The sequence below is a fragment of the Cryobacterium sp. SO1 genome (assembly GCF_004210215.2).
In the GTDB taxonomy this organism is placed as follows: Bacteria; Actinomycetota; Actinomycetes; order Actinomycetales; family Microbacteriaceae; genus Cryobacterium.
In genome coordinates, this window is sequence record NZ_CP067394.1 from 3718837 (window position 1) to 3739460 (window position 20624).

General features: G+C 68.6%; 20 protein-coding genes and 1 pseudogene. 7 read left to right on the plus strand and 14 right to left on the minus strand.

The features are described from left to right. Positions 1-76 precede the first annotated feature (76 nt). From BJQ95_RS17705 to acs, 3 genes are all read left to right on the plus strand, one after another. A complete protein-coding gene (locus BJQ95_RS17705) occupies positions 77-1123 on the plus strand; it encodes an aliphatic sulfonate ABC transporter substrate-binding protein (RefSeq protein ID WP_130176777.1) in 1047 nt (348 codons plus the stop codon). 97 nt (positions 1124-1220) lie between these two features. Further along, a complete protein-coding gene (locus BJQ95_RS17710; protein WP_130176778.1) occupies positions 1221-2027 on the plus strand; it encodes an ABC transporter permease in 807 nt (268 codons plus the stop codon). 265 nt (positions 2028-2292) lie between these two features. After that, positions 2293-4470 carry an acetate--CoA ligase gene (acs, locus tag BJQ95_RS17715; RefSeq protein WP_256041450.1) on the plus strand — a complete coding sequence of 726 codons (2178 nt, stop codon included), beginning with the start codon at positions 2293-2295 and terminating at the stop codon, positions 4468-4470. Between the two features lie 135 nt (positions 4471-4605). On the opposite strand, the gene BJQ95_RS17720 is transcribed toward acs, so the two are convergent. From BJQ95_RS17720 to BJQ95_RS17760, 9 genes are all read right to left on the minus strand, one after another. Beyond that, positions 4606-5199, minus strand: coding sequence for a transposase (locus tag BJQ95_RS17720; protein WP_370688400.1), 594 nt, complete (start codon positions 5197-5199; stop codon positions 4606-4608). A gap of 118 nt (positions 5200-5317) precedes the next feature. Continuing rightward, a complete protein-coding gene (locus BJQ95_RS17725; protein ID WP_130178296.1) occupies positions 5318-6310 on the minus strand; it encodes a tyrosine-type recombinase/integrase in 993 nt (330 codons plus the stop codon). Then, positions 6307-7254 (minus strand): tyrosine-type recombinase/integrase, encoded by a 948-nt coding sequence (locus BJQ95_RS17730; protein ID WP_130178295.1) that lies wholly within the window; start codon positions 7252-7254, stop codon positions 6307-6309. Before BJQ95_RS17730 ends, BJQ95_RS17725 begins: the two co-directional genes overlap by 4 nt. Beyond that, positions 7251-8471, minus strand: coding sequence for a tyrosine-type recombinase/integrase (locus BJQ95_RS17735; RefSeq protein WP_130178294.1), 1221 nt, complete (start codon positions 8469-8471; stop codon positions 7251-7253). The genes BJQ95_RS17730 and BJQ95_RS17735 overlap by 4 nt, the downstream gene beginning before the upstream one ends. Positions 8472-8527: 56 nt before the next feature. After that, a complete protein-coding gene (locus BJQ95_RS17740) occupies positions 8528-9010 on the minus strand; it encodes a hypothetical protein (protein WP_256041451.1) in 483 nt (160 codons plus the stop codon). 17 nt (positions 9011-9027) lie between these two features. Further along, complete coding sequence (locus BJQ95_RS17745) at positions 9028-9432, minus strand: hypothetical protein (protein WP_130177055.1); 405 nt, start codon at positions 9430-9432, stop codon at positions 9028-9030. 125 nt (positions 9433-9557) lie between these two features. Beyond that, positions 9558-10268 carry a triacylglycerol lipase gene (locus BJQ95_RS17750; protein ID WP_240694666.1) on the minus strand — a complete coding sequence of 237 codons (711 nt, stop codon included), beginning with the start codon at positions 10266-10268 and terminating at the stop codon, positions 9558-9560. After that, the gene (locus BJQ95_RS17755) at positions 10265-11119 is read right to left on the minus strand and encodes an alpha/beta fold hydrolase (RefSeq protein ID WP_130177056.1); all 855 of its coding nucleotides are present in this window, start codon (positions 11117-11119) and stop codon (positions 10265-10267) included. The genes BJQ95_RS17750 and BJQ95_RS17755 overlap by 4 nt, the downstream gene beginning before the upstream one ends. Then, the gene (locus tag BJQ95_RS17760; RefSeq protein ID WP_130177057.1) at positions 11116-12120 is read right to left on the minus strand and encodes a diacylglycerol kinase family protein; all 1005 of its coding nucleotides are present in this window, start codon (positions 12118-12120) and stop codon (positions 11116-11118) included. Before BJQ95_RS17760 ends, BJQ95_RS17755 begins: the two co-directional genes overlap by 4 nt. 260 nt (positions 12121-12380) lie before the next feature. Between BJQ95_RS17760 and BJQ95_RS17765 the strand changes: the two genes are divergently transcribed. From BJQ95_RS17765 to BJQ95_RS17775, 3 genes are all read left to right on the plus strand, one after another. Continuing rightward, complete coding sequence (locus BJQ95_RS17765; RefSeq protein ID WP_240694667.1) at positions 12381-13004, plus strand: signal peptidase II; 624 nt, start codon at positions 12381-12383, stop codon at positions 13002-13004. Positions 13005-13058: 54 nt separating this feature from the next. Then, positions 13059-14051 (plus strand): LLM class F420-dependent oxidoreductase, encoded by a 993-nt coding sequence (locus tag BJQ95_RS17770; protein ID WP_130177058.1) that lies wholly within the window; start codon positions 13059-13061, stop codon positions 14049-14051. Between the two features lie 289 nt (positions 14052-14340). Beyond that, complete coding sequence (locus BJQ95_RS17775) at positions 14341-15486, plus strand: methyltransferase (RefSeq protein WP_130177059.1); 1146 nt, start codon at positions 14341-14343, stop codon at positions 15484-15486. A 167-nt stretch (positions 15487-15653) separates the two neighbouring features. Here the strand turns inward: BJQ95_RS17775 and BJQ95_RS17780 are convergent, their stop codons facing one another. From BJQ95_RS17780 to BJQ95_RS17800, 5 genes and pseudogenes are all read right to left on the minus strand, one after another. Next, complete coding sequence (locus BJQ95_RS17780; protein ID WP_130177060.1) at positions 15654-16034, minus strand: DUF1622 domain-containing protein; 381 nt, start codon at positions 16032-16034, stop codon at positions 15654-15656. 132 nt (positions 16035-16166) lie between these two features. Further along, a pseudogene (locus BJQ95_RS17785) lies at positions 16167-17424 on the minus strand (IS110 family transposase). Positions 17425-17616: 192 nt separating this feature from the next. After that, positions 17617-18039, minus strand: coding sequence for a rhodanese-like domain-containing protein (locus BJQ95_RS17790; protein ID WP_130179273.1), 423 nt, complete (start codon positions 18037-18039; stop codon positions 17617-17619). Further along, complete coding sequence (locus tag BJQ95_RS17795; protein WP_256041452.1) at positions 18036-18611, minus strand: hypothetical protein; 576 nt, start codon at positions 18609-18611, stop codon at positions 18036-18038. Before BJQ95_RS17795 ends, BJQ95_RS17790 begins: the two co-directional genes overlap by 4 nt. Further along, on the minus strand, positions 18601-19170 hold the full coding sequence (locus tag BJQ95_RS17800) for a hypothetical protein (RefSeq protein WP_205750141.1): 570 nt from the start codon (positions 19168-19170) through the stop codon (positions 18601-18603). The genes BJQ95_RS17795 and BJQ95_RS17800 overlap by 11 nt, the downstream gene beginning before the upstream one ends. A gap of 109 nt (positions 19171-19279) precedes the next feature. On the opposite strand from BJQ95_RS17800, the gene BJQ95_RS17805 reads away from it, so the two are divergent. Continuing rightward, entirely contained in the window at positions 19280-20545 is a 1266-nt protein-coding gene (locus BJQ95_RS17805) for an MFS transporter (protein ID WP_130178139.1), read from the plus strand. Positions 20546-20624: the final 79 nt, after the last annotated feature.

The window sequence follows — 20624 nt, forward strand, 5'->3', positions numbered from 1 at the left end:
TCCCGCAACGTTCCCCAGCCCCACATCCACAGCACGGATGCCCGTCCCGCGCCCCGCACCCAACGAGAGACCAGCCATGAAGAATCGCTTCACCGCCACCGCCCTGATCGCGTCAGCCGCGGCCGCCGTCCTCCTGCTCACCGGCTGCGTCGCCGGCGAGAACCAGCCTGCCGCCGAACCCGCCTCCAGCGCCGACGCCGCCGGCATCGTCACCCAGGGCGGCACCCTCAACATCGACTTCGCCACCTACAACCCACTCAGCCTCGTGATCAAGGAGAAGGGCTGGCTCGAAGAAGCCCTCGCCGACCAGGACATCACCGTCAACTGGGTGCAGTCGGCGGGCTCGAACAAGGCCAACGAGGCTCTCCGCGTCAACGCCATCGACGTGGGTTCCACGGCCGGCTCCGCCGCGCTGCTGGCCCGCTCGAACGGCTCGCCCATCCAGGTGATCGACATCTACTCGCAGCCCGAGTGGGCCGCCCTCGTCGTTCCGGCCGGTTCCGACATCGGCTCGGTCGACGACCTCAAGGGCAAGCAGATCGCCGCCACCCAGGGCACCGACCCGTACTTCTTCCTGCTGCAGTCCCTCGAAGAGGCCGGCCTCAGCCTCGACGACGTCACCGTGCAGAACCTGCAGCACGCCGACGGATGGGCCGCCCTGCAGAACGGCTCCGTCGACGCCTGGGCCGGACTGGACCCGATCATGGCCGGCGCCGAAGCTGCCGGAGCCGAGCTCGCCTACCGCAACGTCGACTTCAACAGCTACGGCTTCCTCAACGCCACCGAATCCTTCATCACCGAGAAGCCGGATGTGGCCCAGACCGTCGTCGACGTCTACGAGCACGCCCGCGCCTGGGCCCTCGAGAACGAGGAGGAGACCGCCCAGATCCTCGCCGACGTGGCCGGACTCGACCTCGCGGTCGCCACCAAGGTCATCACCGAGCGCTCCAACCTCGGTGTCGACAACGTTCCCGGCGCCGCACAGGTGAAGGTGCTCACCACCATCGGGCCGATCTTCGTCGAGACCGGCGACGTGCTCGATCAGGCCAAGGTCGACGACGCTCTCGACACGATCGTCAACGACACCTTCGCCACGAGGGCCGACCCGACGATCGTCGAGTAACCGGGCGGATGCCGCGGCGGCCGCTCACAGGCCGCCTCGGCATCCGTCTCACACCCCTGCAGCACCGCAGCATCCCACCCCGCACGGAAGGCCCCCGATGACCGAGACCCTCGCCCCGAACACGGCACCTGCCGTGCGCCGGCCGCTGACCTCGCGGCGCGGCGTCCGCATCCTCGGCGGGCTGCTGCTGCCGGTGCTGATCCTCATCGCCTGGCAACTCAGCAGCGTCCTCGGCCTGGTCACCGTCTCCCAGCTGCCGTCACCGGCCATGGTCTGGATCGCCACCGTCGACCTGTTCGACCGCGGCGAACTCACCCTGTACGTGGCGATCTCCACCCAGCGGGTGCTCATCGGCTTTGTCGCCGGCGCCGTGCTCGGCCTCGTCGCGGGTGCGCTGGTGGGGCTCTCCCGCGCCGCCGACGTGCTCTTCGCCCCGACCCTCGGCGCCATCCGCGCCGTGCCGTCGTTGGCCTGGGTTCCCCTGTTGATCATCTGGCTCAAGTACGGCGAGGAATCCAAGATCGTCCTGGTCGCCATCGGTGCCTTCTTCCCGGTCTACACGACAGTGGCCCTTGCGCTGCGGCACGTGGACCGCCACCTCGTCGAAGCCGGCCGCGCCTTCGGGCTGCGTGGTGTGAAACTCTTCACCGCCGTGCAGTTGCCCGCCGTGGTCCCCTCGGTCATCTCCGGGCTGCGCCTCGCGCTCGCGCAGGCCTGGCTGTTCCTGGTGGCCGCGGAGTTGCTCGGCGCCTCGATGGGACTGGGCTATCTCCTCTCGATCTCGGGCACCAACGGCCGGATCGACCGCATCCTGGTCGCCATCATCCTGCTCGCCCTGCTCGGCAAGCTCACCGACACCATCCTGGGTGTGTTCGAGAAGTGGGCCACCGCCAAGTGGGCGTGACCGTGGCTCGCGGTAGTCCCCCCGGCACGTGTTAGTCCCCGCGGCACGTGTTAGTCCCCCCGGCACGTGTTAGTCCCCGCGGCACGTGTTAGTCCCCGCGGCACCTGGTGCAACACGGGCCGCCGGGCGCAACTAGTGCCGCGACGAATGCGGGGCGCCGCACGTTACGCCGCGTTGCACCCCTCTCTGCGACGGATGCCCGCGCTGCGTAGCGTCGAACGTGCCCGCTAGTTCCGCCCGCAGAACCGACCGCCGGAGTGTGCCCATGCCGAACCCCGACACCAGCACTCACACCAACACCAACACCAACACCAACACCAGCACCAGCACCAGCACCAGCACCAGCACTGCCACCAGCATCGGCGCCCCCACCACCGACACACACCCCCCGGCCACCCACGCCGCGACCGCCGACTGGACCGACACCAGCGCCACGATCCGCAACCTCTCCACCGAGCACCGCCGCTACCCGGCCCCCGCCGCCTTCGCCGCCCAGGCCAACGTCGACGCCTCCTGGTACGACACCGCCGCGGCCGACCCGGTCGCCTTCTGGACCGAGCAGGCCAACCGGCTCGACTGGGCCGAGCCCTGGCACACCGACCACACCTGGCAGCCCACCGAACCGGATGCCGACGGCGTGCTGAGCGTGCCGCGCGCGGAGTGGTTCGCCGGCGGCACGCTCAACGTGGCCGTGAACTGCGTCGACCGGCACGTGGCCGCCGGCCGCGGTGACAAGGTCGCGTTCCACTTCGAGGGCGAACCCGGCGACCGGCGCACCCTCACCTACGCCGACCTCGAGAAGGAGGTCGCCCGCGCCGCGAACGCGCTCACCGACCTCGGCATCAACAAGGGCGACCGGGTGGTCATCTACCTCCCGGTGATCCCCGAGACGATCATCATCACCCTCGCGGTCGCCCGTATCGGCGCCATCCACTCGCTCGTCTTCGGCGGCTTCTCCGCCGAGGCGCTGCGCTTCCGGGTGGAGGACACCGGCGCGAAGCTGCTCGTCACCACCGACGGACAGTTCCGCCGCGGCAAGGCCGTTCCGGTGAAGGAGGCCGCCGACGAGGCGGTCGAGGGCGTGGACTCGATCGAGCACGTGCTCGTGGTGCGCCGCACGGGCGACCTCACTCCGGGCATCCCCTGGACGACCGGGCGCGACGTGTGGTGGCAGGACACCGTCGACACGGCATCCGACAGCCACGAGCCGGAGTTCTTCGATGCCGAGACGCCGCTGTTCATCATCTACACCTCGGGCACCACCGGTAAGCCCAAGGGCCTGGTGCACACCAGCGGCGGCTACCTCACCCACGCCTCCTGGAGCCACTGGGCGGTCTTCGACGCCAAGGAGGACGACGTGCACTGGTGCACCGCCGACCTCGCCTGGGTCACCGCGCACAGCTACGTGCACTACGGGCCGCTCTCCAACGGCACCACCTCGGTGATCTACGAGGGCACCCCGAACACCCCACACCCCGGCCGGCACTTCGAGATCATCCAGCGCTACGGGGTGACCACGTATTACACGGCGCCCACGCTCATCCGCACGTTCATGACCTGGTTCCCCGACGGCCTGCCGGCGGAGCACGACCTGTCCAGCATCCGCCTGCTCGGCTCGGTGGGCGAAGCGATCAACCCCGAGGCCTGGGTGTGGTTCCGGGAGCACATCGGCGCGGGCCAGGCTCCGATCGTGGACACCTGGTGGCAGTCCGAGACCGGCGCGGCCGTGATGGCGCCGCTGCCCGGGGTGAGCACCCTCAAGCCCGGCTCGGCCCTGCGCGCCCTGCCGGGGCTGACCACCCTGGTGGTGGATGACGCGGGCCGGCCGGTTGCGCACGGCACCGGCGGTTACCTGGTGCTGGCCGGCACCTGGCCGGGCATGGCCCGCACGGTGTGGGGCAACCCGGAGCGCTACCGCGACTCCTACTGGGCGCGGTTCAGTGAGCAGGGCTACTTCTTCAGCGGTGACGGCGCCAAGTACGACGACGACGGTGACATCTGGCTGCTCGGCCGGGTCGACGACGTGATCAACGTCTCCGGCCACCGGCTCTCCACCATCGAGATCGAGTCGGCGCTGGTCTCACACCCGGCCGTCGGCGAATCCGGCGTGGTGGGCGTGGCCGACGCGACCACCGGCGAGGGCATCGCCGCGTTCGTCATCCCCGCGGTGGCCCCGAAAACGGATGACCCGGCCGCCTGGCTGGCGCTGGCCGCCGAGCTGGCCCCGCAGCTGCGGGCGCATATCACCCACGAGATCGGAGCGGTGGCCAAACCCCGGGATGTGTTCCTGGTGCCCGACCTGCCCAAGACCCGCTCGGGCAAGATCATGCGCCGGCTGCTCGGCGACATCGTGGACGGCCGCCCCCTCGGCGACGTCACCTCCCTGCAGGACGACACGGTCCCCGCCCGCATCCAGGCCATCGTGCGGGCCGACCGCGCCTAGCGGGCACGAGCACGAGCACGCACCACACGCTGCTCGAACCTGCCGGGACCCGCTGGCCCCGGCGGCCCCCGCGGCGGCCCCGGCGGCCGAACTGTTCCCGAACGCGCGATGTCAAGCTGTGTGGAGTCACTTGGGTTAGATATTGACGGTTTCTTTGCGAATGTTGATGCCGACGGTGTTTGTTGGTGTCGGGGTTGTCGGTCTGGCGCGGAATCGTTCGGGGTGCTTGCGGTGGTAGCGCTGCAGGGCGCGGTCACGGATGCGGTGCACGTGTCGCCAGGTGCCGTCGTGGACTTGCTGGGGGGAGAATAACGCGATGCCGGAGTGCCGGTGGTTCGTGTTGTACCAGGGCACGTAGCTGGCCAGGTGGTCGCGTGCGGATTGGAGGTCGTCGAACGTGCCGGGGTAGTTGGGCCGGTATTTCATGGTGCGGAACTCGGACTCGGAGAACGGGTTGTCGTTGGAGACGTAGGGCCGGTTGTGGGTCTTCGTGACGCCGTTGGCGACGAGGAGGTCGGCCAGAGCATCTGAGCGCATGGCAGGGCCGTTGTCGGCGTGGACGAAATCTGGGGTGCCGTGTAGTGCAAACGCGACCTCGAACATCTCCACGGCGAGCTGGTCGCTCTCGCGTTCCTCGACCCGCCAGCCCATGATCTTGCGCGAGTAGATGTCGATGATCGAATAGGCCTTGAACGCTTTGCCCCGCCACGGGCAGCGCAGATCGGTAATGTCCCAGCTGTTATGCCGACGTCGGCATAAGTCGTGTTATGCCGACATTGTGATTATGCCGATGTTCGCCTCCGATCTCAGGTTCCTGGCGGTGAGCGGGCGAAAAAGGTCGGCATAATCACAGTGCCGCGAGGAATGTCAGAACGGCGTCCGTGGGCTGGTAACGACCCGACATCGTGACGCTGGATGGGGTGACTTTCGCGATCGCGGCTTCCTTCAAAGTCATGTCGGCGTGGAGGTAGATGTTCGTGGTGACGATCTGTTCGTGGCCGAGCCAGAGGGCGATGACGGTAGTGTCAACGCCGGCGTTGAGCAGTCGCATCGCGGCGGTGTGCCGAAGGGTGTGCATGCTGACGTGTTTGCCAACCAGCGAGGGGCATGTCGAGGCCGCGATGGTGATGTTGTGGTGGATGCGGTGTTCGATCGCGTCGCGGCTGAGGGAATGTCCGGTGCTGCTGGTGAACAGCGGGGCGTTCGGCGGGCCTGCGTTCTCGGTGATCCAACGTGTCAGAGCCGTGACGGTTGCCGTCAGCAGTGGGGTGCGGCGTTCTTTGCGGCCTTTACCGAGGCAATAGACGTGCGCACCCGTGCCGGTGTGAATGTCGGCGATGGTGAGGTTGAGCAACTCGCTGATGCGCAGTCCCGTCTGGATGGCGAGGGTGAATATCGCATGGTCACGGCGGCCGGTGCGGGTGTCCTGGTTGCAGGCGCCCAGTAGCGCGTCGGCTTCAGCGAGTTCCAGCCAGGTGACGGTAGTGCGGTGCGTCCGTGCCGCGGGGATCGCGAGGACGCGTTGGATGACCTCGGCATGCTCGTGGTGGCGTAGCGCCGCGAAGGCGAACAGGGAGTGGATCGCGGCCAGGCGGGTGTTGCGGGTGCGGACGCTGTTGCCGCGGCTTTCCTCCAGGTAATGGAGGAACCCGGTGATGGCATCGGCGTCTAGGTCGCTGATGTCGATGTCCGACGGCCTTTTGCCTGTCTGGGCGCAGATATAGCCAAGTAGCAGGGTGATGGTGTCACGGTAGGAGGCGATGGTGTTGCTGCTGGAGCGGCGTTGCGTGATTAGCCGGTCGGTGAAGAAGGCCTGCAGCAGTGGCGCGAGAGTGGTCACGACTGCACCTGCAGCCGGAGGGTCGCGCTCTGAAGCCGGTCGGCGGCAAGGCCAAGCAGCTCGGGAACGGCGCTGATATACCAATAGGTGTCCGCGGGCCTGGAGTGGCCCAAATAGATGGACAGGGCCGGCATCTTCGCGGCGACATCGGCGCCGTTGCGATACCAGCCCAGGAGCGTGTTGACCGCGAACGTGTGTCTCAGGTCGTGCATCCGTGGTTGTCGTTCCGCGGTGCGCAGCCCCGACGCCGTGGATGCCTGGACCCAGTTGTCGCGAACGGCCGCGTATTTCAGCCGCTGACCGGCCTGATCGGTGAAGAACGCGGCCGAGCGCACCCCAGTGTGGTCGTGCTGCTGGTCGTTGCGCCAGTGCCCGTAGCGTTCCAGGGCCGCGGTCGTGGTCGGATGCAGCGGGACCAGGCGCGGGTCTCGTCCCTTGCCCCGGCTGATCAGCAACACCCCAGCGTCCAGATCCACGTTTCTGCGATCCAGATCGATCGCCTCCCCGACGCGCAATCCAGTCGCGGCCAGCGCGGCGAATAGCACCGAGTAGGTCTGGGCTCGGCTGCCGCCCTCCAGAGCGGTCGCGGCATGGATCACCGCCGTGATCTCCGCGGGAGAGTAGATGTAGGGGTTTTTGCGATGGAGGGGATCGGAGAAGATCCCGCGGGGCGGGACCTCGTGGATCGAATCGAGCGCGTGCATGTAATCAGCGAAGCCGCGGACCGCCGTCATCCGCGTGGATGCTCGCGTCGCCGGCGGCGTCGTCACCCCGGCAGGCAGGACACTGGAGAAGGCGATCGCGTCGACGATCGTGATCACCGTGATGTCGTCGTTCACAAGGTGAGCGGCGAACTGGTGGAGCAGGTGCTCGGGCCAGTGCAGGCGGGCTCCGAACTGGCGGCGCAGGCGGATGTAGTCGTCGACGTTCTCCGCCCAGGTCATGCGAGTTCACCGCCGGCCGGCCAGGGCTGGGCTAGTTGTCGCAACCGCACCACATCGACCCGGGCGTAGTTTGCTGTCGTCGCCGGATCCTCATGGCGCAGCACCTGTCCGATGCCGGCCAACGGCACTTCAGCAGCGACCATCGCTTCGGCCAGGCCATGCCGCAACTGGTGGGGCCCAAACGGCTCCAAATGCGCGCGGGTGCATGCGCGGGTCACGATCACCCAAATTGCCGGAGAACCCAGCCGGTTTCTCGGCGCGCGCAGGCCGCAGAACACTTCCCGGACGGACGCGTCCGCCGAGCGGGCGTGCATCAGATAATCGACCACCGCAGCGCCGACTTCCGCCGGCAATGGAAGGTATTCGTCTTTGGCTCCCTTGCCGCGGATGAGGACTTCACCGACGTGCCAGCGAATGTCGTCCAGTTGCATCCCGGCGACTTCCCCGGCGCGAAGGCCCAGCCTGCTTAGCAACATGATGATCGCGTATTCTCGCCGCCCCGCTGCGGTGCTCCGGTCGCAACTGTTCAGGAGGATCGCGATTTCTGCCGCGCTGGCGCCCACCGGCAGCAAGGACGGCAACGGGTTCCGGATCACCAGCGTCGCGCCAGTCAGATCACGGTCCAGTTCCCCGGTGACGAAACAGAAGCGCAAAAACGACCGCAGCGCGTAACCGAACTTCTTCACCGACGCCGGCGCCCGCCCCACGCCCTCGTCCAGCAACGCCCTCGTCACCTCGGCGCCACCAAGCGCGGTGAACCCGTCAGGCGGAACATACGCGGCCAAAAAACGCCGGATCCGCACGACATACGCCGACGTGGTTCGCGCCCCGATCCGACGCTCCCGCAACAGGTAACGCTCGAACCGCACCAGTACCACCGGATCCTCCGGCAGCGCCGCAGCTTCTGCCGCCTCCGCAGGGATCGATCCGGACAGCGCAAGCCATCTCAGCAAAGTTCGTAGGGCTCTGCGGGTGAATAACGCCGTGTGGGTCGCTTTGCGCTCGACGAGAAACGCATCAACTTGCCCCACGCTCAGATCCGCGAGGACAATCCCCTCATCCTGGAGCCAGTGGCTGAAATGTGCCAGCAAATAGAACTGGTTCACAATCGACACCGGCGTAAACCCCAGCCGCCGCAGCTCGACCTCGAATCCCTCCCGATGTTCTACCAATTGGCCCTGGACCTGCACTCGCGCCGCCGCACCTGTAACCGCCATCAGATTCTCCCTGCCTGCTCAATCGTTGAGAAGACAAGCCGATCACCCGGCAGTGATTATGCCGACCTTTTTCGCCCACTCACCGCCGGGAACCTGAGATCGGAGGCGAACATCGGCATAATCACAATGTCGGCATAACACGACCACACTTGCAAGGGCCCGGTCGCGATCAGGACCGGAGTCTCCCGCGGTGTCTTTGACCCGCGCTTGGTGGGCACCACGGGGCGGGCGCTCTGGTCTTCGATCTCGGCGGCGATCCGCCACCACGACCGGCGCCCGGCAAGCATCACGCCCTCGTCCCAGGTGGTCGCGAACGAGTGATCGACCGAATGCCCGGCCTTCCAGCCGGCCGTGATCTTCTTCGCGATCGTCGACCGATCCGTGGTGGCGATGCGAGAGAGGTAGGCGCGGTCCTGTTGCAATACCGGCTCAGGAACCCGGGCGCGGGGTTTGAGCCGGTATTGCCAGGTCGAGCGGGCGACGCCGGTCATTGCCAACGCGCTGCGCTGCGAGCCTGTCGTGCGCGTCAGCTCGGCCACGAGCTCGTTCTCCCGGGTCAGGAATTGGAGGGATCGGTCGTCGTCGGGGTATCTGCGGGCTCTGCCTCGTTCAGCGAGTGCAAGAGCCCGATAGCTTTTCCCAACGCGTAGTTGCTGCCCTCCAACTCGCGCACCCGCGCGGTCAGCTCGGCAACTTCAGCCTCGTGCCTGGCTTGCTCAGCCGCACGCGCTTTCTCCAGCGCACTGCGCTTACCCGGTGGAATAGTCATGTAACTACCCTCTCGCGGAATCAGCCCGCGTTCGAGGTCACCCTCATAGACCGCGTCACGCCACCGGGCCAGCCGGTGCCTGGATAGCTTGCGCTCCGCCAACCACGGGCTCTTGTGCCCATACGCCAACCCGTCATACTCGTGAACGAACCTGCGGATCTCTACCGCGGTGAACCCTGGGGTTATCGACATGCTCTTGCCTCCTACTGATCGTGAACTGACTCACAAACAGCCTGACGCAGAGGGGAAGCGGACAAAAGTGCCCGGTATGCCGGACGCAGATGTCCGCACGGGCACCAGTTAGACGGACGCGCGAGTCACGGGCGGGCGGCGGCGGCGAGCACGCGGCGGATGGCGTCGGGGTGGCTGAGGATGCGGAAGTGGCCGCCGGTGTCGATCCGCACGTTCTCGGCGCCGGGCAGGATGCTGCCCTCGGGGATATGCGGATCGAACCGGCCGAACAGCGACACGACGCGCCCGTTCACGCGCTCATCCCCCGACAGGGCCAGCAGCGCCGGATGCTTCACCCTGAAATCGCGAAGGCTGGGGGTGACCATGTACCGGGCGTAGCGCGAACCGGAGAATGGCGTGCTGACCGCCACCATCCGCTCGACGCGGTGGTCGGGATCGAGCTGCGACATCAGATATTTGCCGATCAGACCGCCCTTGCTGTGCGCCACGATCACCAGGCCGTGCAGGTGGCGATCACGCAGGTACTCGGCCACGATCTCGGCCGACGGCACAACCGGCCGACGGTTGGTGTTCAACACTGTCACCACGTGCACCGGATGCCCCGCCTCGTGCAGCGCCTCGATGAGCGGCCGCATGAAGTGCCAGTCTTCGTAGATCCCCGGGATGATCAGCACCGGCGCCTGATCGCCAGAGGCGTACCTCTCGGGTGATGTGCGCGAGACGGCGCCACGCAGCTGAGCGCTCACCGCGTACCTGTAGTCCAGCAGCCAGGAGCCGGCCTTCCACAGGCCCTCCCGCAGCCCACGCCGGTCCGCTCTCCCCGGCGAGCCAGTCACGGCGCGACCGCTCCGTTCGCAGCGTCCTCGCCGATCGGTGCCGCCGGCGTGTGCGCGTGCAGACGGATGGCAGCCGCCGTGGCGGTGGCGGCGCTGAACTGCACGAGGTGCCGGCCGGGCAGCTCGAGCAGCCGGCCCCGCGGCGCCTGGGCAGCCAGGTGCACACCCCAGTCGTGCCGGGACACCGGGTCATCCTTTCCGCGGATCACCAGGGTGGGTGCCAGAACCTCGCGCAGCCGCAGGTCGGTGCGATAGGCGAGCATCGGCCGCAACGTGGCCAGGTACCAGCGCGGACCACAGCGTAGGTAGTCACCCAGCACGATGAACGTACCGGTAGCGGGTTCCTTGAGGGTGTCCCTGGCCAGGTCGAGGGCCTGGAGCGGCACCGACCCACGGGCCGGGTCGGTGACTCCGCCGATCAGCACCAGGTGCGACACCAGCGCCGGGTGCCGCACGGTCGTCTCGGTCACGAACTGGGCGCCCATAGAATGACCGACCAAGACGACGGGGCCGGCGCTCAGCGTCGGCAGCAGTTCGGCAAGGTAGTCGGCGAACTGCTCGATCGAGACGCCGTCCTCCGGCTTGGGCGATCGGCCGAAGCCGGGCAGGTCCACCGAGTGCACGGCACCGGCGCCGGCGAGCTCCCGGTGCAGTCGTTCGAGGTATCGGTGCGACATGCCGATCCCGTGCACGAGCACGAACACCGGCGCATCCGTCGTGCCCGGGCCGGGAGTGGAGGCCACGGTCACGATCGCGCCGGAGACCGGCAGCAGCACCTCACTCAAGCGGCGGCGGCCGCGTGGTCGCGCACCCGCCGGCGCATAGCCCGGACTGGTGGGAACCCGGCTCACTCCCGGGGCACCCGCACGCGCAGGCCGCCGGCATCCACCCGGGCCTTGAAGGCCGTCGCGGTGCCGAAGCCGTCGCCGTCGAGCTCGATCTCCTCGGGGTGGCTGAGCTTGACGACCACCTCGGTGCCCTTCACATAGTTGAGGGCTTCGACCTCCTTGGACATCATGCGGCGGCCGAGCGGGGTGCGGCGCAGCACCCCGTTCTCCCAGAGCACCTTCACCAGGATCTGCACCCAACTGAGGAATCCCTCCGGGCGCAGCATTACGATCTCGAATTGGCCGTCGTCGATCACGGCTTCGGGCAGCAGCAGCACGTTCGCGGTGAGCAGCCCGGTGTTGCCCACGATCATGGTGTGCGCGCGCACCGACTTGGTGCTGCCGCCGTCGAGGCTGTATTTCATGCGCAGCTGGTTCTTGTCGCGCAGGGCCGTGATGATCGCGCCCACGTAGGCGAGCCAGCCAATCCGGGCCTTGAGCTCGTCGTTGGTGCTGGCGAGCATCTTGGCGTCCAGGCCCAGGCCGGCCATCACCAGGAACGCGTGCTTGCTCACTCTGTTGTCTTCATGACGGATGTCGATCCGGGCGATGTCGATCGGCCGGTCGACCCCGGTGAAGGCGGTGTGGATCGAGTGCTCGAGGTTGTCGAGGGCGAGGTTGAGGTTGCGCGCGAGCAGGTTGCCGGTGCCGGACGGCAGCAGGGCCAGTGCAGCGCTGCTGCCGTGCACGACCTCCGCCACGGCACGCACGGTGCCGTCACCGCCGGCGGCGATCACGACGGTGGCGCCGGCATCGATGGCCTGCTGGGCTGCGCCCTGGCCCGGATCCTCCTTCGAGGTCTCGAACCACAGCGTCTCGCCCCAGCCGGCCTGGGCCTGTTCTGCGGCCACGGCGCGCTTGATCGCGTCGAGGTCCACCTTGATCGGGTTGTAGACCACGGCGGCGACGCCGGTGCCGGCGTCGGTGTTGCTCGTGGTGGCGTCGACGTCTGTCAGTGACGACATGCGCGGTCTCCTCAGGCAAGTGAGCGGATGTTCACGCTCGGGTCGGTCCCGCTGCGGCCGGCAGCGTACGGGTGCACCTACGCTACACGGCCCATCCGCCCGGCAGGGTAAGACACAGGCACGCTCTCGTCGCGGCCACCCGCACCGTGGATTGGTCAGGTGCAGGCGCGGCCCGGCCTGGAGGTGTCCTTCAGGCGGATTGACAGCGAACCAGACGGATTCGTGCGCGGCGGTCGCCCAAAGCCTGAGACGATATTCAGGTGACTTCTGCCACCCCGACCCCACCGCCGACCTCACCGTCGACTCCGACCCGGTCCCTTCGGGCATCCCGGCTGGCCTGGCCGGCCTTCGCCATCGCCCTGGTCGTGATCCTCATCGACCAGGCCAGCAAGTGGTGGGCTGAGGCGGCGCTCGGCGACGGGCAGACCATTCCCGTGATCGGCGACCTGATCCGGTTCGTGCTCGTCTACAACCCGGGGGCCGCGTTCTCGATCGGCTCCGACTTCACCTGGGTGTTCGCGGTCGCCGCCGCCGCGGCCGTGGTGTGGATCACGACGCTCACCTGGCGGGTCGAGTCCCGGGGCTGGATGGTGGCCCTCGGCCTGCTGCTCGGCGGTGCCACCACGCACCTGGGCGACCGGCTCTTCCGCGATCCCGGCTTCGCCCGCGGCCACGTGGTGGACTTCATCGGCTACGGCAACCTGTTCATCGGCAACGTCGCCGACATCGCCATCTTCGCCGGGGCCATCATGCTGGCCATCCTCACCGTGATGGGCGTGCACCTGCGTCGCCCGGAGGCCGACCCGTCGGCCGAACCGGCTTCACCCGACCCCGGCCCTTCCGACGCCGCCACCGCACCGGAGCACCCCGACACCAGGGCCTGAGCCGACGACCCGACCAGCCGCCCGCTCCGCGCCGCCACCCTTAGGCTGGTCTACATGCGATTCGGACTCTTCATTCCCCAGGGCTGGCGTCATGACCTCGTCGGCATCGACCCGGCCCAGCAGTGGGCCACCATGAGCGGCCTGGCCGCCCACGCGGATGCCGGTGCCTGGGAATCGATCTGGGTGTACGACCACTTCCACACCGTGCCGGTGCCGAGCGAGCAGGCCACCCACGAGGCGTGGACCCTGATGAGCGCCTTCGCGGCGACCACCAGCCGGGTGCGGCTGGGCCAGATGTGCACCTGCATGAGCTACCGCAACCCGGCCTACCTGGCCAAGGTCGCGTCCACGATCGACATCATCTCCGGCGGCCGCGTCGAGATGGGCATCGGCGCCGGCTGGTACGAAAACGAGTGGCGGGCCTACGGCTACGGGTTCCCGCGCGCCGGGGAGCGTCTCGCCCGCCTCGACGAGGGGGTGCAGATCATGCAACAGGCCTGGACCACCGGAACCGCCACCCTGGACGGCGAGCACTACCAGGTGGACGGCGCGATCGTGCGGCCGCTCCCCCTGCAGGAGGGCGGCATCCCGATCTGGATCGCCGGCGGCGGCGAGAAGGTCACGCTGCGGATCGCCGCGCAGTATGCGAACTACACCAACTTCGACGGCTCCCCTGAAGGCTTCACGCACAAAAGCGACCTGCTGCGCGAACACTGCGCCACGCTCGGCACCGATTTCGACGCCATCGTTCGCTCGGCAAATTACAACACCGTGATCGGCCGCGACGAGGCCGAGGTCGCCGAGCGGCTGGAGGCGATCCAGGCCCGGGTCACCGCGTACCTCGGCGTGGACGGCGCGGCTGACTACATGGCCGAGTACCGCAGCGGCCAGGCGCAGGGGGTCGGCACACCCGAGCAGATCGTGGAGCGCCTGAACGGCATGAAGCAGCGCGGCCTCGGCTACGCGATCCACTACTTCCCCGAGGCGGCCTACGACCGGTCCGGCCTGGAATTGTTCGAGCGTGAGGTCATGCCGGCGCTGCTGTAGTCCCGCACCGCCCACCTGTTCCCCGTGCGGACTTATGGGTCCGGCACACCGGGCGCAAAAGTCCGCTTCGGGACCAGTCACGGAGGCGGATGCGGATGCGGCGGCGGCGGCGGATGCGGATGCGGATGCGGATGCGGCGGCGGCGGCGGCGGATGCGGATGCGGATGCGGATGCGATGCGATGCGATAATCGAACAGGTCGCGGGAGCCTTCTGCCCCGCAGAGCCGACCGAGCGTCCCGGCGCACGAACCCGGGCGGATACGACACCTAGCGGCACAGAACGGACACCATGTCCATCACGAACAGCCCCGGCAGCACCGCGACGGCCGACATCCGCTGGCAGACCGGCGAGACCGAGCACACCGCCCACTGGCACTCGGAGGGTGGTTGGCCCGCGCCCCGCCGCGTGGTCGTCGTTGACGACACCCTCACCGCGGATGCCGCGTACCGGATGGCCAAGTCCGGCACCGGCCTGCTCTGGCAGGGCGACTTCCAGAACGCCCGCCAGCTGCTCACCGCGATGGCCCGGCGGGTGGACCGGCACCGCCGCACCCCCGCGACCGACCTGCGGGCCGCGTTCGAGGCTGGCCGTACCGAGGCCCTCCGCCGCGCCCGACTGCTGGGCCTGGTGCTCGTGCAGCTCGACACCGACCACACCCTGAGCCTGCGCCGCGCGCCCGACGTGCGGCAGGCCGCCGACGAGGCCTACGGCCCCGGCACTGCCCCGGTGGTGCTGTCACTACGGGAACTGCTCGGCGTGATCGGCGCCCACGAATGGCGCACCAAGGGGGTGCCGGTCCCGGCGCTCGGCGCCAGCATCCATCCGCATTACGGCGTCTTCTCGCCGGTGCGCGGCGAGTACCTCGACCTCATCGCCACAGCGCCGCTACCGGCGACCGGGCTGGCGTTCGACATCGGCACCGGCTCCGGGGTGATCGCCGCGATGCTCGCCCAGCGCGGCTTCGACCGCGTCGTGGCCACCGACATGGAACACCGCGCGCTGGCCTGCGCCCGCGAGAACCTGCAACGTCTGGGCTACGCCGACCGGGTCGAGATCATGCACGCCGACCTGTTTCCGGCCGGACGCGCCGACCTCGTGGTGTGCAACCCGCCCTGGCTGCCGGCCTCGGCCGCCACCAGCACCGACGCCGCCGTCTACGACCCGGAGAGCCGCATGCTGCGCGGCTTCCTGGCCGGGCTCGCCGGGCACCTCACCGACAACGGCGAGGGCTGGTTGATCCTCTCCAACCTGGCCGAGCTGCTCGGGCTGCGCTCCCGCGGCGCACTGCTCGACCTGATCGACGACGCGGGCCTCGCGGTGATCGCACGCCTGGACATCCGCCCCACCCATCGCAAGCTGGCCGACACTGCCGACCCGCTGCACGCGGCGCGCACAGCCGAGGTCACCTCGCTCTGGCGGCTGCGCCGGGCCTGATCATCAGGTCGCGTCAGTTGGCACTTGAGGCCCTCGACGTCTCGCTGACGGAGCTTCAACTGGCATGTCGGCGGCGCGGCCCACGGCGACTTGCCACGTGACGCCCAGTGAGGATGCCGACGAGGGCCCCAACTGGCAACTCACCCATCGACTCACCCGGTGAGCCGTCACTCCGGCGACGGCGAGGACCCCGTCTTGCCCGCCGTGCGCCACCGGGCCCACGGCCAGACGCCGTCCATCTCCACCTCGAGCGAGAAGCTCAACAGCACCCGGATGATCACGATCGCGCCGAGCACCAGCACGCTCTCCACCGTGGGTTCCACCACGATGGTGCGGATGATGTCGGCCACGATCAGCACCTCAAGGCCCAGCAGGATGGCCCGGCCGAGCTCCCGCCGCATGACCTGGTACGCCGTCGGCCGAGTGTCGGTCCGCAGCATTTTCGGGATGCCGGCCAGCAGGGCCGCCAGCCCGCCGAACACCATGATCGCCGCGCCGACCACCTCGACCACCCGCACGGCCGCTTCGACCACTGCCTCGAACGTCATCCGCGCCCCCTCTCTGGCGCGAAGATACTCCCCCACCCGCTCCCCGGCTCGCGAACCGTGACTTAAGCCCCGAAAACGCGCGGGTTTTGGGGCTTTTCTCACGGTTCGCGGGGGGTGCCCCTATGTGTTTCGTCAAGTCTTGATGGGGGTTTTGTTTTCGTAGAGCGTGCCATCGCGGAGCATGGCGTAGAGCACGTCACAGCGTCGGCGGGCGAGGGCTATGAGGGCTTGGTTATGGCGTTTACCTTGGGCGATCTTGCGGTCGTAGTAGGTGCGTGAGACGGGGTCGCTGAGGGCCGCGAAGGCGGAGAGGAACAGCGTGCGTTTGAGGACTTTGTTGCCACGCCGTGAGGGGTGCTCGCCTCGGATGGATGATCCGGAGCGTCTGGTGACCGGCGCCAGGCCGGCGTAGGAAGCGAGGTGGCCGGCGGTGGCGAACTCCTTGCCGGAGATCTCGGTGATGACACGGGCGGCGGTCCTCACACCGACCCCGGGCATGCTCGTGATGATCGGTTCCAGTGGGTTGGCGTCGACGAGCTCGGCGACCTCGACGGCAATTTCGGTGCGTTGGCGGTGGAGCGTGCTGAGCTGCTCGGCGAGGCGCGGCAGCACGGCGCGTGTGGCGTGGGTGCCACCAACGATGACGGTCTGCTCGGAGAGCGCCTGGAAGATTTCCTCTGCTAAGCGGCGGCCCATCCGTGGCGCGAGCTTGATGAGGCGGTTGCCGACCCGGACCCTCCCGGCGGCCGTCAGTGCTGTCGGTGTCGGGTATTTCTGGAGGAGATCCAGGACGGCCGGGTGGTCGAGGTGCGGGCCCAGTACCCGCTCCAACGCTGGGTGGATCTGCATCAGCAGCCCCCGGATCCGGTTGCTGGTGGCGGTCATCTGGCCGACGATGTCATCGTCGAATCCGCACAGCATCGATAGTTCAGCGATCTGCTCGTCTTCAAGGCGCAGCGGGCGCAGAGCGTGCGGGAGGGTGCGGGCAGCTTCGGCGATGATGGCCGCGTCGCGGGCATCCGTCTTTGCCTCACCGGGGTGCAAGTCGGCGATTCGACGCATAGCCAGCCCGGGCAAATAGGCCACGAGGATGCCTTCGGCATAAGCGACGGCGACGGGCAGAGCGCCGACTGTTTCGGGCTGGTCGACGACTAGGAGGACCTGCCCGCGGACCTTGAGTTTCTGGATCACGGCGCGCAGTCTTGCCTCGTCATTGGGGAGCGCTTTGTCATAGAGGCGTTTCCCAGAGCGGTCCAGAGCGACCGCGTGATGTTCGCTTTTTCCAACGTCAACACCGATGAACACGTCGACGCTGTCGTAATTCTCAATCATGAGTTTCCCGTCAGCCATGCGGATTAGTTGGCCTGTCCACGGCATCAAGTCTCGGCATCCACGTTACGTTCGACCCAGAAACGAGTTCCAGTCGAGCCCCTATTAGCGATCACCCAATGCCAGTCAGGCCCGGTGACAACACCCCCCGGATCATTAACGACTGGGGGCAACAACCATGCCGGGCCTAACAGGCCAACACCCTTCAGAAGCAAGCTTCAAGGGCTACTTACAAGGTAACGGGGGGGGGACGCTAGTCGCTCACGACGGCGATTCCGGTGCTGGCGGATGCGTCGGCCAGGCTGCCCGCATTGGTCACGTCGGTGAAGCCCAGCGCGGTCATCTGTGCAAGGGCCGCCTCGGCGCGCGAGCCGGTTCGGCAGTACACGATGTACTCGGCATCGGTGGGCAGGGCGGCGATGCGGTCGGTGAAATCCGCCGCCTGCACGTCAATGTTCATCGCGCCGTCGAGGTGGCCCTCGGCGTACTCGGCGGGCGTGCGCACGTCGATGATCGTGCTCAGGAGCAACGGAGCGGTGGTGGAGTCCGGCGTTGTCTGCGGGCCGATGGTCTCGGTGCTCGGCGAGGTGCCCGGCGAGGACGTGCCGGCGGAGCAGCCGGCGAGGCCGAGGGCACCGGCCAGGGTCAGCACGAGGGCGAGGCGGGGGGTCTTCATGGGGTGGGTCCTCCAAGGGAGTGGGGGCGGGTGGGGAACAGTGGTCGGCAGGTGCCGCACGTCTCGCCGTCGGTGCTGAGAGCGTGGTCGGTGCTCAGAGCGCCGTCTGTGCGGAGAGCGTTCCGGCCGGCATCGGTCTCACCGTGCGGCACCGTCTCGCGCTGCCGGCCGGCGGCGAGGGCGTGCCGCTCACCGCGCATCCGCTCGGCCAGCGCCCAGACCAGCACGGCCACCGAGGCCAGGGCCAGCACCGGGCGCGCCTCGGCGGAGAGGGTGGGCACGAGCGCCCTGGCGTCGCTGGCCAGGTAGAGGCCGAGGAGCCCGAGCAGCGGCCAGCGCAGGTCGCACACGGTGGCCTCGGCGCCGATCGGCGCCTCGAGGTAGCCGGCCACGATGAGCCCGAGCAGGATTCCACCACCGGCGACGCCCACGAACGCCCACCACGGCGCCCCCAGCCCTGGCGCACTCGACACCATCGATGCCGCCAGGATCAGCCCCCCGCTCGCGGACACCGCCACCGCTGTGGCGACCAGCCGGCGCCGCCGCGACCACAGGCGCAGGTCAGCGAGCACGGTCGGCCTCCATGACTGTGCGAGATACGTCCCCGGTGGCGCGCGCCCCGCCCCGCGGCAGCCGGCAGCTGTTCTCCCGCGTCACCCGGGTGTAGAACGCCCAACCGAGCAGCCCGATCGATGCGGCGGCCAGATAGGGCTGCACCGGCTCGAAGAACTGCATCGCCCCGGAGGAGCCGAGCGCCAGCAGCACGATCTTGTTGCACACCGGGCAGCCGACGGCGAAGAAGGTGACGAACCAGCCGGCCATCCCCACCCGCGACTCGGCCGGTCTCGGCGCCGCGCCATCCGGGTAGGCCACGTAGGTGGCCGTGACCAGGCCGGCCAGCACGGCGCTGACGGCGAGAACCGGCCACGACCACGGCGTGGGTGGCACCTCTCGGCCGAAGAACGGCGTGTCAATCAGGTCGGTGGGAATGGCGATGACGAGATACGTACTCACGGCCGTGGCCACGGCGACCCACCAGCGCCGGGCCGGCCAGCGGAGCAGTTCGGCGCCGAGCTGGCTCAGGCGGCCGCCGGCCGGCTGCCGCGGCACCGAGTTCGATTCGGTCTGCATTGGGGGTCCCTCTCGACGAACAGTGATACCCCTAGGGGTATCAGTCCACAGTACCGTAGGCTGATCGACGTCGGCCACTTACGCACACTCGTTTGATAGGGACCAGACCATGACCGAACACCGCCCGCCCGCCGCGACGGAGTCGACCGTACCCGCGCACGCTCACCTTCAGCGGAAGGTGGTGCGGGTGCTCATCGTCGGCCAGGTCCTCGGCGGCATCGGCATGGGCGCCACGCTCTCGCTCGGCGCCCTGCTGGCCGCCCAGCTCTCCGGCTCGAATGCCTGGTCGGGCATGGCCGCCACGATGAGCACCCTGGGTGCCGCCCTGGTGGCCGTGCCGCTGGCCCGACTGGCCCAGGCCAGAGGGCGCCGTCGGTCGCTCGCCACCGGCGCGGGTATCGCCGGGATCGGCGCGATTCTGGCCATCACGTCGGTCGCGATCGACGTCTTCCCGCTGCTGCTGCTCGCCCTGATGCTGCTGGGTGCCGGGTCGGCCACCAATCTGCAGGCCCGGTTCGCCGCGACCGACCTGGCCGGCTCCACCTCCCGCGCCCGGGACCTCTCGATCGTGGTCTGGTCCACCACAATCGGTGCCGTGCTCGGCCCCAACCTGTTCGGCCCGGGCGAGGTCGTCGGCGCGCAACTCGGCCTGCCCCCGCTCACCGGCGCGTTCGCGTTCTCGCTGGCCGCGCAGGTGGGAGCCGCGCTGGTTTACACGGTCGGGCTGCGGCCCGACCCGCTGCTCACCGCGTTGTCGGCGCGGGAGGCGCGGCCGACGACCAGCCGGCAGCGCGGCGGCCTGGCCATCGTGCGCGGCAACCCGCTGGCGCGCTACGCCGTCATGGTCGTCGCCCTCAGCCACGCCACCATGGTGGCGCTCATGTCGATGGCACCGGTGCACCTCACCGAACACGGCGCATCCCTCACCATCGTGGGCCTGACCATCAGCCTGCACGTGGCCGGCATGTATGCCCTGTCGCCGGTGTTCGGCGCCCTGGCCGACCGGGTGGGGCGGATGCCGGTGATACTGGCCGGCCAGGCACTGCTGTTGGCTTCGCTCGTGCTGTTCTGGCTCGCCGGTGAGAATGCGGCGGCGATGACCACCGGGCTGGTCCTGCTGGGCTTGGGCTGGTCGGCATCCGTCGTGGCCGGCTCTGCCCTCATCGCCGAGGCCGTCGACGTGCACGACAGGTCGGCCCTGCAGGGCTTCTCCGACCTGTCCATGAACGCCGCCGGCGCCCTCGGCGGCGCCCTGGCCGGTCCCGTGCTGCTGCTGGTCGGCTACTCCGGCCTCGGCCTGGCCGCGATGGCCCTGGTTGCCGTGGTCACGGTCTGGTCGCTGCTCGGCCGCCCGGCCGCCCCCGCCCTCAGCTGAGGCGGAGGCGGAGGCGGAGGCGGAGGCGGCCTGGCACCGCACGTTTATCAGGAATACGGCCGTTTATCAGGACGTTCTG